The organism is Streptomyces sp. NPDC048462 (genome assembly GCF_043200175.1).
In the GTDB taxonomy this organism is placed as follows: domain Bacteria; phylum Actinomycetota; class Actinomycetes; order Streptomycetales; family Streptomycetaceae; genus Streptomyces.
Genome location: NZ_JBICXG010000003.1, coordinates 138,399 through 153,262, shown reverse-complemented (window position 1 = coordinate 153,262; position 14,864 = coordinate 138,399). Strand labels below are relative to the sequence as shown.

Annotated in this window: 12 protein-coding genes; 5 read left to right on the top strand and 7 right to left on the bottom strand. The window is 70.6% G+C overall.

Annotation, left to right across the window (positions count from 1 at the left end; translation table 11 throughout):
• Window positions 1-66 precede the first annotated feature (66 nt).
• Entirely contained in the window at window positions 67-282 is a 216-nt protein-coding gene (locus tag ACGFU6_RS06785; RefSeq protein WP_393608575.1) for a dodecin, read from the top strand.
• A gap of 94 nt (window positions 283-376) precedes the next feature.
• Here the strand turns inward: ACGFU6_RS06785 and ACGFU6_RS06780 are convergent, their stop codons facing one another.
• On the bottom strand, window positions 377-817 hold the full coding sequence (locus ACGFU6_RS06780) for a hypothetical protein (protein ID WP_393608574.1): 441 nt from the start codon (window positions 815-817) through the stop codon (window positions 377-379).
• Here ACGFU6_RS06780 and ACGFU6_RS06775 point away from each other — a divergent pair.
• Window positions 816-3,245, top strand: a complete 2,430-nt coding sequence (locus ACGFU6_RS06775) for an ABC transporter (RefSeq protein WP_393608572.1) — start codon at window positions 816-818, stop codon at window positions 3,243-3,245. The genes ACGFU6_RS06780 and ACGFU6_RS06775 overlap by 2 nt on opposite strands.
• A gap of 249 nt (window positions 3,246-3,494) precedes the next feature.
• Window positions 3,495-5,264, top strand: coding sequence for a glycosyl hydrolase family 18 protein (locus ACGFU6_RS06770; protein WP_393608570.1), 1,770 nt, complete (start codon window positions 3,495-3,497; stop codon window positions 5,262-5,264).
• A 69-nt stretch (window positions 5,265-5,333) separates the two neighbouring features.
• Here ACGFU6_RS06770 and ACGFU6_RS06765 read toward each other — a convergent pair whose 3' ends face one another.
• From ACGFU6_RS06765 to ACGFU6_RS06755, 3 genes are read right to left on the bottom strand one after another with little or no spacing between them, the layout of a single operon-like run.
• The gene (locus ACGFU6_RS06765) at window positions 5,334-6,080 is read right to left on the bottom strand and encodes a succinate dehydrogenase/fumarate reductase iron-sulfur subunit (protein ID WP_024488731.1); all 747 of its coding nucleotides are present in this window, start codon (window positions 6,078-6,080) and stop codon (window positions 5,334-5,336) included.
• Window positions 6,077-8,026, bottom strand: coding sequence for a fumarate reductase/succinate dehydrogenase flavoprotein subunit (locus tag ACGFU6_RS06760; RefSeq protein ID WP_393608569.1), 1,950 nt, complete (start codon window positions 8,024-8,026; stop codon window positions 6,077-6,079). The genes ACGFU6_RS06765 and ACGFU6_RS06760 overlap by 4 nt, the downstream gene beginning before the upstream one ends.
• 1 nt (window position 8,027) lies before the next feature.
• Window positions 8,028-8,735 (bottom strand): succinate dehydrogenase, encoded by a 708-nt coding sequence (locus ACGFU6_RS06755; RefSeq protein WP_393608568.1) that lies wholly within the window; start codon window positions 8,733-8,735, stop codon window positions 8,028-8,030.
• Window positions 8,736-8,830: 95 nt separating this feature from the next.
• Here ACGFU6_RS06755 and ACGFU6_RS06750 point away from each other — a divergent pair, with 95 nt between their 5' ends.
• On the top strand, window positions 8,831-9,748 hold the full coding sequence (locus ACGFU6_RS06750) for a LysR family transcriptional regulator (RefSeq protein WP_393608567.1): 918 nt from the start codon (window positions 8,831-8,833) through the stop codon (window positions 9,746-9,748).
• Between the two features lie 19 nt (window positions 9,749-9,767).
• On the opposite strand, the gene ACGFU6_RS06745 is transcribed toward ACGFU6_RS06750, so the two are convergent.
• The 3 genes from ACGFU6_RS06745 to ACGFU6_RS06735 form a co-directional block, all read right to left on the bottom strand.
• Window positions 9,768-11,942 carry a putative bifunctional diguanylate cyclase/phosphodiesterase gene (locus tag ACGFU6_RS06745; RefSeq protein WP_393608565.1) on the bottom strand — a complete coding sequence of 725 codons (2,175 nt, stop codon included), beginning with the start codon at window positions 11,940-11,942 and terminating at the stop codon, window positions 9,768-9,770.
• Window positions 11,939-12,757, bottom strand: coding sequence for an SAM-dependent methyltransferase (locus tag ACGFU6_RS06740; protein ID WP_393608564.1), 819 nt, complete (start codon window positions 12,755-12,757; stop codon window positions 11,939-11,941). Before ACGFU6_RS06740 ends, ACGFU6_RS06745 begins: the two co-directional genes overlap by 4 nt.
• A gap of 747 nt (window positions 12,758-13,504) precedes the next feature.
• Complete coding sequence (locus ACGFU6_RS06735; RefSeq protein ID WP_393608562.1) at window positions 13,505-13,699, bottom strand: hypothetical protein; 195 nt, start codon at window positions 13,697-13,699, stop codon at window positions 13,505-13,507.
• A 176-nt stretch (window positions 13,700-13,875) separates the two neighbouring features.
• Between ACGFU6_RS06735 and ACGFU6_RS06730 the strand changes: the two genes are divergently transcribed.
• Window positions 13,876-14,643, top strand: coding sequence for a hypothetical protein (locus ACGFU6_RS06730; RefSeq protein WP_393608560.1), 768 nt, complete (start codon window positions 13,876-13,878; stop codon window positions 14,641-14,643).
• Window positions 14,644-14,864: the final 221 nt, after the last annotated feature.

The following is a 14,864-nucleotide window of genomic DNA, read 5'->3' as shown; positions in this document are numbered from 1 at the left end:
GCCCGGCCAGCTCTCGCGAACCCAGCCAAGGTGGGGCACCTTGGTAGAGGCGAGAGGAGACATAAGATGTCAAACCATACGTATCGCGTCACAGAGATCGTAGGAACCTCCCATGAGGGCATCGACGCGGCAGTCCGCAACGGGGTCGCGAGAGCTTCGGAAACGTTGCACAATCTCGACTGGTTCGAGATGACCGAGGTGCGCGGCCAGATCAAGGACGGCCGGATCGAGCACTACCAGGTCGGCATGAAAGTCGGCTTCCGGCTCGACGACAAGGACTGAATCCGGGCGCTCCGGGCCGGGACCCCCGACCGGGCCACGCAGGATCCCGGACGGGCCGGGGCCCGCTACGACGGCCGCCGGAGACCCGGACGGGTCACGTACGCCCCTCCCGCTCCTGCGCGTCCTCCATCGCGGGTGACGTCCGCGCCCAGCGGGCCCGCACCACGGTGAATCCGGCCAGTTCGGCGGCGTCGCAGACCAGCTCGTCGTCGTCGACCAGCACCCGCACCTCACGCTCCCGGCCCAGCCGCTCAAGGATCTCCAGCTTGGTCCGGCGGGCCGGCCGGCGGTCGTCGTTGCGCCGCATGCGCAGCCTGCCCTCGGGCAGGCCGTGCCGGGCCAGCCAGGCCACGGTGTCCTTCCGGCAGCGTTCGGGGCGGCCGGTGAGGTAGGTGACCTCGCACTCCACGGCACTGCTCAGGGCGCACGGCCGGACACGACCCGGGCGTACGGCGGGACTCTGCGGACACGACCTAGAATCGGACTGTTTGTCCCGGCCGGCCCGCCCCGAACCGTACGGAGTCCCCACCCTCATGCCCACTCCCCACGACCCGTACGTCAGGGTCCGCGGCGCCCGCGAGCACAATCTGCGCAACGTCCGGGTCGACATCCCGCGCGACACCCTCACCGTCTTCACCGGCGTCTCCGGCTCCGGGAAGTCCTCACTGGCCTTCGGGACGATCTACGCGGAGGCCCAGCGCCGCTACTTCGAGTCCGTCGCCCCGTACGCGCGGCGGCTGATCCACCAGGTCGGCGCACCCGCGGTGGGCGAGATCACCGGGCTGCCGCCGGCCGTCTCGCTGGAGCAGCGCCGCTCGGCGCCGGGTGCCCGGTCCTCCGTGGGGACGGTGACCACGCTGTCCAACTCGCTGCGGATGCTGTTCTCGCGGGCCGGGACGTATCCGCCGGGCGCCGGGCGGCTGGACTCCGACGCGTTCTCGCCCAACACCGCCGCGGGGGCCTGTCCGCGGTGCCACGGGCTCGGCCGGGTGCACCGCACCACCGAGGAGCTGCTGGTCCCCGATCCCTCGCTGTCCATCAGGGACGGCGCGATCGCCGCCTGGCCGGGGGCCTGGCAGGGCAAGAACCTGCGCGATGTGCTGGACGCCCTGGGGTACGACATCGGCCGGCCGTGGGGCGAGCTGGACCCGGCCGACCGGGAGTGGATCCTGTTCACCGACGAGCAGCCGGTGGTGACGGTCCATCCGGTGCGTGACGCGGGCCGGATCCAACGCCCCTACCAGGGTACGTACATGAGCGCGCGGCGCTATGTGATGCACACGTTCTCCGACTCCAGGAGCCGGGCCCTGCGGGCGAAGGCCGAACGCTTCCTGACCAGCGAGCCGTGTCCGGTCTGCGAGGGCGGCCGGCTGCGGCCGGAGGCCATGGCCGTCACCTTCGCCGGCCGTACGATCGCGGAGCTGGCGGGCCTCCCGCTGACCGCGCTCGCCGAGGTGCTGGCGTCGGCCGGCGGCGGTGAGACGGCGCGGGTGCTGACGGAGGACCTGCTGACCCGGATCGAACCGGTCACCGAACTCGGCCTCGGCTACCTCAGCCTGGACCGCACGGCCCCCACCCTCTCCTCCGGCGAGCTGCAACGACTGCGACTGGCCACGCAGTTGCGGTCGGGACTGTTCGGCGTCGTCTACGTCCTGGACGAGCCGTCCGCCGGTCTGCACCCGGCGGACACGGAGTCGCTGCTCGGGGTGCTGGGCCGGCTGAAGGAGGCCGGGAACACGGTCTTCGTCGTGGAGCACCAGATGGACGTGGTGCGGCGGGCGGACTGGCTGGTCGACGTGGGGCCGCTGGCCGGTGAGCACGGGGGCCGGGTGCTGCACAGCGGCCCGCCGGCCGGTCTCGCCGACGTCGCGGAGTCGGCGACCCGCCGCTTCCTGTTCGACGACAAGCCCGCCCCGGCGCGCGAGGTGCGGGCGCCCGCCGGGTGGCTGCGGCTGCACGGCGTGGAGCGGCACAACGTGCGCGGCGTGGACGCCGCCTTCCCGCTCGGCGTGTTCACCGCCGTCACCGGGGTCTCGGGGTCGGGCAAGTCGACGCTGGTGGGCCAGGTCCTGGCGGACGTCCTGGCCGACCGGCGGGCCCCGGCCGAGGCGGAGGCCGGTCAGCCGCGCGAGCGGCCCGCACCGGGGTGCGCGTCGGCCGAGGGGCTGGCGGCGGTGGACCGCCTCGTCCAGGTCGACCAGAAGCCGATCGGCCGTACACCCCGTTCCAACCTGGCCACGTACACCGGGCTGTTCGACGTCGTGCGCAAGCTGTTCGCCGCGACGGACACCGCGGTGGAGCGCGGCTACCGGGCCGGGCGGTTCTCCTTCAACGTGGCGGGCGGACGGTGCGAGACCTGCCAGGGCGAGGGGTTCATCTCCGTCGAGCTGCTCTTCCTGCCCAGCACGTACGCGCCCTGCCCGGACTGTCACGGCGCGCGGTACAACCCGCAGACCCTCGAAGTCACCCTGCGCGGGCTGAACATCGCCCAGGTGCTGGATCTCACGGTGGAGTCGGCGGCCGGTTTCTTCGCCGGCACGCCCGCCGCCGAGCGCAGTCTGCGGACCCTGCTCGACGTGGGGCTGGGTTATCTGCGGCTCGGGCAGCCGGCGACCGAGCTCTCCGGCGGCGAGGCGCAGCGGATCAAGCTGGCCGCCGAGCTCCAGCGCGCCCGCCGGGGCCATACGCTGTACCTGCTGGACGAGCCGACGACAGGCCTGCATCCGGCCGATGTCGAGGTACTGATGCGGCAGTTGCACGGGCTGGTCGACGCGGGCAGCACTGTGGTGGTCGTCGAGCACGACATGGCCGTGGTCGCGGGCGCCGACTGGGTGATCGACCTCGGGCCAGGCGGCGGCGACCGGGGCGGCCGGATCGTGGCGACGGGACCGCCGGCCGAGGTGGCTCGGGCGGAGGGCAGCCGGACGGCGGCGTACCTCCGGGCCTCGCTCCACCTCGAATGACCGCTCTTTTCTACCCAACTCCCCTATTTGCCCTGCCGGTTGCCGGTTCGGGCAGGGGAAGGGAAATGAAACAGTAAAGAACGTTGACAGTTACTTGGTCCAGACCAATTATGGGCATGCCTCACGGCCGCTCCTCGCCGTGCGGCATGTGACCCCCGGCCGGGAATCACAGGAACGGACCACGCCCTCGACGGGCGTGGCAGAGCCGTGCGATCCGCCCGTTGTCTCAACTCCGCTGGGAGCTACCCCATGAGACGTCCAAGAACAGTCGCCGCCGTCCTGAGCGCCCTGGCCACGGCCGTCGCGTCCGCAGGCCTGGTCCTCGGATCAGGCGTCGGCGCACAGGCCGCCGCGACCGCCGCCACTCCCCTGCCCGCGCATGTCTTCGCCCCGTACTTCGAGGCGTACAACGGAGACAGCCCGGCCGCTCTCTCGCAGGCGTCCGGTGCCAAGTACCTGACCATGGCCTTCGTCCAGACCGAGGCCAAGGGCTCCTGCACCCCGTACTGGAACGGCGATTCGAGCACGCCGATCGCCCAGTCCGAGTTCGGCGCCGACTTCACGACCATCCGGTCGCGGGGCGGCGATGTGATTCCGTCGTTCGGCGGGTACGCGGCCGACAACGGCGGCACCGAGATCGCCGACAGCTGCACGAGCGTCGACTCCATCGCCGCCGCGTACGAGAAGGTCATCACGACCTACGACGTATCCCGCCTCGACATGGACATCGAGGACAACTCGCTCACCAACAAGGCCGGGATCGACCGCCGCAACCAGGCGATCACGAAGGTCCAGGACTGGGCCGCCGCCAACGGCCGCTCGGTGCAGATCTCGTACACCCTGCCCACCACGACCAGCGGTCTGGCCGCCAGCGGGCTCGCCGTGCTCAAGAGCGCGGTGGCCAACGGTGCCCGGGTCGACGTCGTGAACCTGATGACGTTCGACTACTACGACGGCGCCTCGCACAACATGGCCCAGGACACCCAGACGGCCATCACCGGCCTGAAGGGCCAGCTGGCCAAGCTCTACCCGTCGAAGACCGAGGCGCAGCTGTGGGGCATGACCGGCATCATCGAGATGCCGGGCATCGACGACTACGGCCCCGCCGAGACCTTCACCACGGCCGATGCCACCTCGGTTTACAACTGGGCCGTCTCCAAGGGTGTCAGCACCCTGTCGTTCTGGGCGCTCCAGCGCGACAACGGCGGCTGCCCCGGCACCGGCGGCAGCGACACCTGTTCCGGGATCGCGCAGGACACGTGGTACTTCAGCCACACGTTCGCACCCTTCACCACCGGCGGCGGCACGGGTCCGGTGACGGACGACTACTCGGTGGCCGTCGCACCCGGTTCGGCGACGGTCGCGCCCGGCGGTTCGGCCACGGCGACCGTGAACACCTCGGTCACCTCCGGCAGCGCCAAGACCGTCGCTCTGACGACGAGCGGGGCGCCGGCCGGTGTGACGGCAACGCTCAGCCCGACGTCGGTCACCGCGGGCGGCACGTCGGCCCTGAAGGTCACGGCCTCGGCGTCGGCGGCGCCCGGCACGTACAAGATCACGGTGACCGGCGCGGCGGGCACGCTGAGCCACGCGGCGGTCTTCACGCTGACGGTCTCCGGCCCCGGGGGCGGCACCGGCTCACTGGTGAACGGCGACTTCGAGACGGGTTCGCTCGGTCCCTGGACCTGTGAGTCCGGCGGCTCGGTCGTCTCCACCCCGGTACACGGCGGCACCCACGCGCTCGCGGCGGCGGCCACCGCCTCGCAGACCGGCGAGTGCACGCAGACGCTCACCCTGTCCCCCAACACCAAGTACACGCTGAGCGGCTGGGTACAGGGCAGCTACGGCTACCTCGGCGTCAAGGGCGGGGCCACGGCGAGCACCTGGGGCTCCTCCAGCGGTTACGCCAAGCAGTCGGTGGCCTTCACCACCGGGGCCAGCGGCGCGGTGACGGTGTATCTGCACGGCTGGTACGGGCAGGGCACGGTCCACGGTGACGACCTCACCGTGACGTCCTGACCCGCCGGGACGGCTGAGTCCCCGGTCCCGGAGGCGGGCGGCCTCCGGGACCGGGGCTCTTCGGCGGACTCAGCGGTGGACCTTGCGGGTCGCGCGCAGCCACTCCTTGTTCATCGCGGAGATCGACGGCAACGGGATGCCCTTCGGACAGGCCGTGGCGCACTCCCCGGTGAGGGTGCAGCCGCCGAAGCCCTCGCTGTCCATCTGCCCGACCATGTCCAGGACCCTGGTCTCGCGCTCGGGGGCGCCCTGCGGCAGCACGTTCAGGTGGTTGACCTTCGCCGAGGTGAACAGCATCGCGGATCCGTTGGGGCAGGCCGCGACGCAGGCACCGCAGCCGATGCACTCCGCGTGCTCGAAGGCGAAGTCGGCGTCCGGCTTGGGCACGGGCGTCGCGTGCGCGTCGGGTGCCGTACCGGTCGGGGCGGAGATGTAGCCGCCGGCCTGGATGATCCGGTCGAAGGCGGAACGGTCCACCACCAGGTCCTTGACGACCGGGAAGGCAGAGGCCCGCCACGGCTCGATGTCGATGGTGTCGCCGTCCTCGAAGGACCGCATGTGGAGCTGGCACGTGGTGGTGCGCTCCGGGCCGTGCGCGTCCCCGTTGATGACCAGGCTGCACGCGCCGCAGATGCCCTCGCGGCAGTCGTGGTCGAAGGCGACGGGGTCGTCGCCCTCCAGGATGAGTTCCTCGTTGAGGGTGTCGAGCATCTCCAGGAACGACATGTCCTGGGAGATGCCCTCCACCCGGTAGGTGGACATGGCGCCGGGGGCGTCGGCGTTCTTCTGGCGCCAGACGCGCAGGGTGAGCTTCATGCGTAGCTCCGCTGAGTGGGGTGGACGTACTCGAAGACCAGGTCTTCCTTGTGCAGGACGGGAGCGCCGCCGGTGGCGGTGAACTCCCAGGCGGCGGCGTAGGAGAACTCCTCGTCGCGCCGGGCGGCCTCGCCGTCCGGGGTCTGTGACTCCTCGCGGAAGTGCCCGCCGCAGGACTCGGCACGGTGCAGTGCGTCGAGGCACATCAGCTCGGCGAGCTCCAGGTAGTCGACGATGCGGTTGGCCTTCTCCAGCGACTGGTTGAACTCCTCGCCGGTGCCGGGCACCTTGATACGGCGCCAGAACTCCTCGCGGATCTGCGGCAGCCGGTCGAGTGCCTTGCGCAGCCCCTCCTCGGTGCGGGCCATGCCGCAGTACTCCCACATGAGTTCGCCGATCTCCCGGTGGAAGGAGTCGGGCGTCCGGTCGCCGTCGACGGCCAGCAGCAGGTTGATCCGGTCCTCGGTCTCGGCCACGACCTCCTCCACCTCGGGGTGCGAGGCGTCGATCTCGGCGTGGTGCGGGTTGCGGGCCAGGTAGTCGTTGATCGTCGACGGGAGGACGAAGTAGCCGTCCGCGAGGCCCTGCATCAGCGCCGAGGCGCCGAGGCGGTTGGCCCCGTGGTCGGAGAAGTTCGCCTCCCCGATCGCGAACAGGCCGGGGATCGTGGTCTGGAGGTCGTAGTCGACCCAGAGCCCGCCCATCGTGTAGTGCACGGCCGGGTAGATCCGCATCGGCGTCTCGTACGGGTTCTCCGCGGTGATCTGCGCGTACATGTCGAAGAGGTTCCCGTACTTCTCCTCGACCTTCGCCCGGCCCATCCGCTGGACGGCCTCCGCGAAGTCCAGGTAGACGCCCTGCCCGCCGGGGCCGACGCCGCGGCCCTCGTCGCAGACATTCTTCGCGGCGCGGGAGGCGATGTCGCGCGGTACGAGGTTGCCGTACGCCGGGTAGATGCGCTCCAGGTAGTAGTCGCGCTCGTCCTCGGGGATCTCGCCCGCGGGGCGGGTGTCGCCCTTGGCCTTCGGCACCCAGATGCGGCCGTCGTTGCGCAGCGACTCGCTCATCAGCGTCAGCTTGGACTGGTGGTCGCCGGTGCGCGGGATGCAGGTGGGGTGGATCTGGGTGAAGCAGGGGTTGGCGAAGTACGCGCCGCGCCGGTGGGCGCGCCAGATGGCGGTGGCGTTGGAGTTCATGGCGTTGGTCGACAGGTAGAAGACGTTGCCGTAGCCGCCGCTGGCGAGCACGACCGCGTCGGCGAAGTACGTGTCGGTCTTCCCGGTGACCAGGTCGCGGGCGACGATGCCCCGGGCCTTGCCGTCGACGACGACCAGGTCGAGCATCTCGGTGCGGGAGTGCAGTTCCACGTTGCCCGCGGCGATCTGCCGGGACAGCGCCTGGTAGGCGCCGAGGAGCAGTTGCTGTCCGGTCTGGCCGCGTGCGTAGAAGGTGCGGGAGACCTGGACGCCGCCGAAGGAGCGGTTGTCGAGCAGGCCGCCGTACTCGCGGGCGAAGGGGACGCCCTGGGCCACGCACTGGTCGATGATCTCGACGGAGATCTGGGCGAGCCGGTGCACGTTGGACTCGCGGGCGCGGAAGTCACCGCCCTTGACGGTGTCGTAGAAGAGGCGGTGGACCGAGTCGCCGTCGTTGCGGTAGTTCTTCGCGGCGTTGATGCCGCCCTGGGCGGCGACCGAGTGGGCCCGGCGGGGCGAGTCCTGGAAGCAGAACTGGACGACGTGGTAGCCCTGTTCGGCCAGCGTGGCGCCGGCCGAACCGCCGGCCAGGCCGGTGCCGACGACGATGACGGTGTGCTTGCGGCGGTTGGCCGGGTTGACCAGCTTCGCCTCGAAGCGGCGGGTGTCCCAGCGTTCCGCGACGGGACCGCCGGGGGCGCGGGTGTCGGCCAGCTGCTCGCCGGCCGCGTAGTCGGTGTAGTCGTTCATGTCAGCTCACCACTCCGGTCATGACGGCGACGGGGACCGAGACGAAGCCCGCCGTCAGCACCAGCGCGAGCACGTTGGCGATGGTCTTCAGGGCACGTTCACGGGTCGCGCTGCCCGCGCCGAGGGTCTGTGCCGCGCTCCAGAACCCGTGCTGGACGTGCAGACCCATGGCGAGCATGGCGACGATGTAGATGACGTCGCCGTACCAGGTGGAGAAGGTGTCGATGACGTTCTGGTACGGGTGCCCGGACTGGAATCCGCCCGAGTGCACGGTGCCGGTCGTCAGGTCCAGGATGTGCCAGACGATGAACAGCGCAAGGATGATGCCGCCGTAGCGCATGGTGTTGGTGGCATAGCTGGCCCGCGGCTTGCGGTGCACGTACTTGCTGGGCCGCGCCTTCAGGTCGCGGCGGCTGAGCTGGTAGGCGGAGACGGCGTGCAGCACCACGGCGGCGACGAGCACCAGCCGCACGATCCACAGCGCCCACTCGTGGTGCAGTACCGGTTCGCCCATCACGCGCAGCCAGTGCGCGTAGCCGTCGAACTCGCCGGGGCCGAAGAAGATCTTCAGGTTGCCGACCATGTGGGCGACCAAGTAGAGGAGCATGATCAGACCACTCACGGCCATGATCGTCTTCTTGCCGACGGACGAGTCCCAGAGCGAACGCGTCATGGACGGCCGTCGGTCCGTCCGTGTTGCCAATGCCATGGACACGACGGTAGGACCGGATGCCCTGATCAGTCCAAGACATGGAGTGGCTCATATCCATAGCCTCTGACTATCGGGCGAGCTATGGTGAGTGTATGCAGTTTCAGCAGCTCATGTACTTCGTGGCCGTGGCCGAGGCCCGGCACTTCACCCGCGCCGCCGAGGACGTACATGTGTCGCAGCCCTCGCTCTCGCAGCAGATCAGGGCCCTGGAGAGCGAACTGGGGGCCGAGCTGTTCAGCCGTGCCCGAGGCAACATCGCACTGACCGACGCGGGCGAGGCACTGCTGCCGCTGGCCCGGCGCATCCTGGCCGACGCGGACACCGCCAGGCACGAGGTCCAGGAGCTGGCCCAGCTGCGCCGGGGCCGGGTCAGGCTCGGGGCGACGCCCAGCGTCTGCACGGGGCTGCTGCCCGACGTGCTGCGCGACTTCCACGATCTGCACCCCGGCATCCAGCTGCTGCTGGAGGAGGGCGGTTCGCACGACCTGGTGCGGGAGCTGGCGCGCGGCGCCCTCGACCTCGCCCTCGTGGTGCTTCCGCTCCCCTCGGCGTCACCGGCCCTGACCACGGTCGAGCTGCTCCAGGAGGACCTGGTGGTGGTCTCCTCCTCGGCCGGCCCGCGGCCCGGCCGGGGCGGCAGTGTGCGGATCGCGGATCTGCAGGGCGAGCCGCTGGTGATGTTCCGGCACGGCTACGACCTGCGGGAGCTGACCGTTGCCGCCTGCCGGACAGAGGGCTTCGAGCCGTCGTTCACCGTGGAGGGCGGCGAGATGGACGCGGTGCTCGGCTTCGTGCGGGCCGGTCTCGGCATCGCGGTGGTGCCGAGCATGGTGGCCACCCGGGCGGGCCACGACCTGCGGACGACGCCGCTGGCCAGGCCGGGGCTCCGCCGAACGGTCGCGCTCGCGCACCGCAGCGACGTGGCCCCGCCGAGGGCGGCGCGCGAGTTCCAGCGGGTGCTGCTGGCGAGCCGGGCGGACACGCCGTCCCCGGGCGCCGGACGCGCCTGAGGACGGAGCGCCCGCCGGCTCACACCGCGTCGGCCAGCAGCAGCGAGTGGATCCGGTCCGGGGCGCCGGGCCGGGCGTAGTACCAGCCCTGGGCCGTGTCGCAGCCCAGCTCCCGAAGCTGCTCGGCCTGGGCCCCCGTCTCCACGCCCTCCACCGTCACCGCCAGGTCCAGGCTGTGCGCGAGCGACACGATGCCCTCGACGATCTTCAGGTCCACCGGATCGGCCGGGTGGTGCTGCATCCCCTGGGTGAAGGACCGGTCCAGCTTCAGCACGCTCACCGGCAGCCGCCGCAGGTTCGCCAGGTTCGAGTAACCCGTGCCGAAGTCGTCCAGCGCTATGCCGACGCCCATGTCGGCCAGTTGGCGCAGCGGCTTGAGCAGATCGTCGTCGGCGCCGATGAGCGCCGACTCGGTGACCTCCAGGCACAGCGCCGCGGGCTCGAGACCGGACCGCTCCAGGACGTCGACGGTCTCGGTGACCAGCCGGGGATGGTGCAGCTGGGCGGGCGAGAGGTTGACGTTGATCCGCAGCGGGCCCCCGTCGGTGTGCCGTTCCTGCCAGAAGTTGGCCTGCCGCACCGACTCCTCCAGCACCCAGCGGCCGAGCGGCACGATCAGCCCGGTGTGCTCGGCGAGCGCGATGAACCGGTCGGGACCCAGCACCCCGTGCTGCGGGTGGCACCACCGCACCAGCGCCTCCGCCCCGTGCACCGAGCCGTCCCCGAGGTGCACCAGCGGCTGGTACTCGATGAAGAACTCGCCGCGATCCAGCGCGGCCGGCAGTGCCGTGGTCAGCCCGTGCCGGGTGATGGCACGGGCGTCCGCCTCGGCGTCGGCCAGCTCGAAGCGGTTGCCGCCCGCGGACTTGGCCCGGTACATCGTGATGTCGGCGCTGCGCAGCACCTCGGCGGCGTTGCGTTCGCCGGCCGGGCCCTCGACGACGCCGATGGACCCCCGGACGGTGAGCTCGCGCCCGTCCAGCCGGATCGGGGTGGCGAGCGCCCCCAGGATGCGGCAGGCGAGTTCGTCGACCTCCGAGGCCGTGTCGGGGCCGGTCGTCAGCGCTACGAACTCGTCGCCGCCGAGCCGCGCCACCATCTCGCCCGGCGCGGTCGCGCAGCTCTGCAGCCGGTCCGCGACCTCGACGAGCAGCCGGTCGCCCGAGGCGTGGCCCAGGCTGTCGTTGATCGCCTTGAAGCCGTCCAGGTCCAGGTAGCAGAGGCCGAAACGGCTGCCGTCACTGGCCGAGAGCGCTTTCTCGAGGCGCTCGAAAAAAAGCGTCCGGTTCGGCAGACCGGTCAGCGCGTCGTGCGTGGCCTCGTACCGCAGACGCAGATTCAGCAGCCTGCGCTCGGTGGTGTCCTCCATCAGCGCCAGCTGGTACTCGGGCCGGCCCTCGGCGTCGCGCAGCAGCGACACCGTCAGATTGGTCCACAGGACCGTGCCGTCGTTGCGGTAGAACGCCTTCTCGACGCGGTAGTGCTCGCGCTCGCCGCTCACCAGCTCGTTGTAGTACTTCCAGACCTTCGGGGAGTCCTCGGGGTGGACCCACTCGTTGACGCGGTGGCTGCGCACGTGGTGGTCGAGCCCGCCGAACATCCGGGTGAGGGTGTCGTTGACCTCCAGCACGTTGCCGTCGAGGTCGGCGATGCCGATGCCGATGGCGGCGTCCTTGAAGACGGCCCGGAACCGCGCCTCGGTGGCGTGCAGCGCCTGTTCGGCGTGGGAGCGCGCGGTGAGCGCCGAGCGGGCGATGGCCTCCTGCTCGGCGAGGGTCCGCTCGCGCAGCGCCTGGCTGAAGCCGCCCGCGACGGCGTGCTGGATCCTGGCGCAGCGGGACCGGCTGTCCTCGGTCGTCAGTGCCACGGGGCCGTTGTTCCCGCAGTACAGGACGAGGTAGGAGTCGACGACGCCGAGTGTGGAGCTGAGCGCGTCCGGGTCGGTGCAGTGCGCGGCGACGAGTGCGCCGCCCACCCCGGCCGCCGCGACGGCGTCGAAGGGGCGTGCGTGCAGGGTGTCGCTGAGCATGCGGGCCAGCGGGAGCAGATGGTGCTCGAACTCCGGGCGGGTCAGGGAGGTGGCCGTCGACGGGAAGATGGCCCGGCTCCAGATCGTGGCGAATCGCCGGAGCCGGTCCTCGGGGCCGTCGGGCTCCGCGTCCGGTGCTCCGGACGACTGGGCGGGAATACTCACGCCTTGCGTCCCACTCCCGCGAAGCCCGAAAAGGCGTACGGGTCTTCGCCGCCCTGTGCCGCGGGGGTGTCGGGGCGCCAGCTCGGCATCGGCACCACTCCGGGGTCGACCAGTTCGTATCCGTCGAAGAACCGCCCGATCTCCTCGGACGAGCGCATGACCAGCGGGTTGCGGATGTCCTTGTACACCCCGACCGCGCCGCCGGCCTCCTCCCGGCTCAGCGGGATGCCCTCGTACGAGGCGTGGGTGACGACGAGAAGGCTGCCGGGGGCCAGGATGTCCCGGAGTTCCGCGACGGCCTTGTGCGGTTCGTCGGAGTCCTCGATGAAGTGGAGTACGGCGACGAGCAGCAGCGCCACCGGCCGGTCGAAGTCGAGGAGTCCGGAGATCTCCGGGTTGTCCCGGATCTCCTGCGGCCGGCGCAGATCGGCGGTGGCGATCACCGCTGCGGAATTGCCCTCGAGAACGGCCTGGCTGTGTGCGACCGCGACCGGATCGTGGTCGACGTACGCCACCCGGGCCTCCGGGGCGATGCCCTGGGCGACCTCGTGGACATTGCCGAAGGTCGGTATCCCGGAACCGATGTCCAGGAACTGGGAGATCCCCTCATCGAGTGCGTATCGCACCGCCCGGCGCATAAAGGCACGGTTCGCCTGCATGATCTTGGGAAGTCCCGGCATGAACTCCATGGCCTTGCGAGCCGCTTCCCGGTCCACCTCGAAATTGTGCGAGCCGCCCAGATAGAAGTCATACATTCGGGACACGCTCGGCACCGAAATGTCAATGCCTTGCGGTGCCCAGGCGGGACGCTCCATCGATCTCTCCAACAAGTCGCCACGGCGATCCGGCCATGTTCATGGTCAGTGTTGACCAGAGGCTACTGATCGCCCGCCAGGAGAGCGAGCGGAAACGGAAATTAGCGGTCCGTTATTGGTCACACACGTGGCAACTGCAACCGTGCCGTCGCTGCGTGTGACAATCAGTCGCCGAAACGCCTGAAAAAGGTTCGCAATAGAACTACTTTGACGCACCGCCGAACCTGTATTGCGGGGCGCCCCGCACCATCTTCCCCCGGCTGCGCGGCTGTTGGCGCCACTCGGCCCGCCGCCACCGGAGCGGGAGCGCGGCCGCCGCGAGTGGGCCGGATCGCCGGATGCGGGCACCAACCCTCCTGTGACCGCCGCCGGTTGCGATGAGGAATCGCACGGCGCGCGACCATGGACGGCTCCGCCCCGGGCCCTCTTTGTTCAATGCGTCCGCAGAATTTTCCCCGGCCGCAAACACCCAGTGCTTCAGGTCCCCACCATCAGGGGAATCAGGCGGGTGTGCGGCGTGCCGCCGTGCGGCCCGGAACATGCTCCCGGTCGTGTACGGATCACTCATCGGCCGGCTCTCCGCGGCCGTCGCCCTCATCTGGCTGCTCACCGCCCCGGTGCCCGCGGTCGCGAGCAACTGCGGATACGCCTCGATCGGCGACGACGGGGGCAGTTCGGCGGTCGCCACCAGCGGTGACGGCAGTTGTCACGCGGGGCCGAAGCCCGAGCCCACGCCACCGCCCACGCCTAAGCCACCTCCCCCGCCGCCTCCACCACCTCCGCCACCTCCGCCACCACCCCCGCCACCCCCGCCACCTCCGCCGCCGCCCCCTCCTCCACCGCCGCCGCCCGTACAGCCCGCGCCCCCCGCACCCGCACCCGAGCCGGCGCCACCGCCCCCTCCCCCACCGCCGCCGCCACCGCCACCGTCCCCCTCGCCATCCCCGTCCGCGCGCCCCACGCCGCGGCCGGTGGCCCTTCCCGCCTACCGCAGACCGGTCCGGAAGGCCCCGGAGCGACATACCTCCCTGGTCACGCTCACCTTGATGATCACAGCCCCCGCGGTGTTCGCCGTCGCCGTGCTGCGGCCCCGTTCCCGATGACCTCCGGAGACCCACATGTCGGAATGGCTTGTTCTCACCTTCGCCATGGTCGCGGCCAGCGCCGTGGTGCTCACCATCGCGGTACTCAACAACCGTCGGCTGCCCGAGGACGACGACCCGTCCGAAACCCCTGACGTCATCGAATACATGACGATGATGATCGGCGTGGTCTACGCGATCGTGCTGGGCCTGGCCATCGCGGGCGTCTGGGAGGGCCGCGGCGCGGCGCAGGAGTACGTCCGCCAGGAGGCGCAGGCGCTCCACGAGGTCGACGCACGTTCGTCCGTCTACCCGGTCGAGGTACGTACCCGGATCCGCGCCGACGTGGACGCCTACGTCAGCTTCGTCGTGCACGACGAGTGGCAGACCATGATCGACCACGGCACGCTCGACGACCGGGGCACTGAGCTCCTGGACCGGGTGCGCGCCGATGTCACCGACTACAAGCCCAGGACGGACCACGAGGGGCAGGCGTACCAGCCGCTCGTCGACCAGATCGCCGCGGCCGACGACGCCCGCAGCGCACGCGGCCAGAGCGCCGGGGCCACCATGCCGGGGGTCGTCTGGTTCGGGCTGATCACCGGGGCGCTGGTGACCGTGGGGCTGATCTTCACCCTGCAGATCCGGCGCACCTTCCGGGAACTCCTGCTGGCCGGTCTCTTCAGTGTCCTGATCGCGTTTCTGCTCTTCCTGATCTGGGACTTCGACTCACCGTTCGGCCGGGGGCTCTCGGCCACCGCGGCGCCCTTCCTCGACCTGTTCCCAAGGGCGTCCGGCGGTTAGGGCCTCTCGTTTGGATCAGGCCGGGCCCGCGGGGTCCGGCCTGATCCAAACGAAAGACCCCAGCTGCCCGCCCGTGCGCCGCTCGGGGGACAGCGGCGCCCCATTGGACGACTCCGATCGCGGGCGAAATGCACCACTTCTAGCGTTGGCGGCATCGAGGTGCATTTCTGATGCTTTGCGGGAACCCGTTCCGCAACTGCTCCTCGGGGACCCGGAGGAAT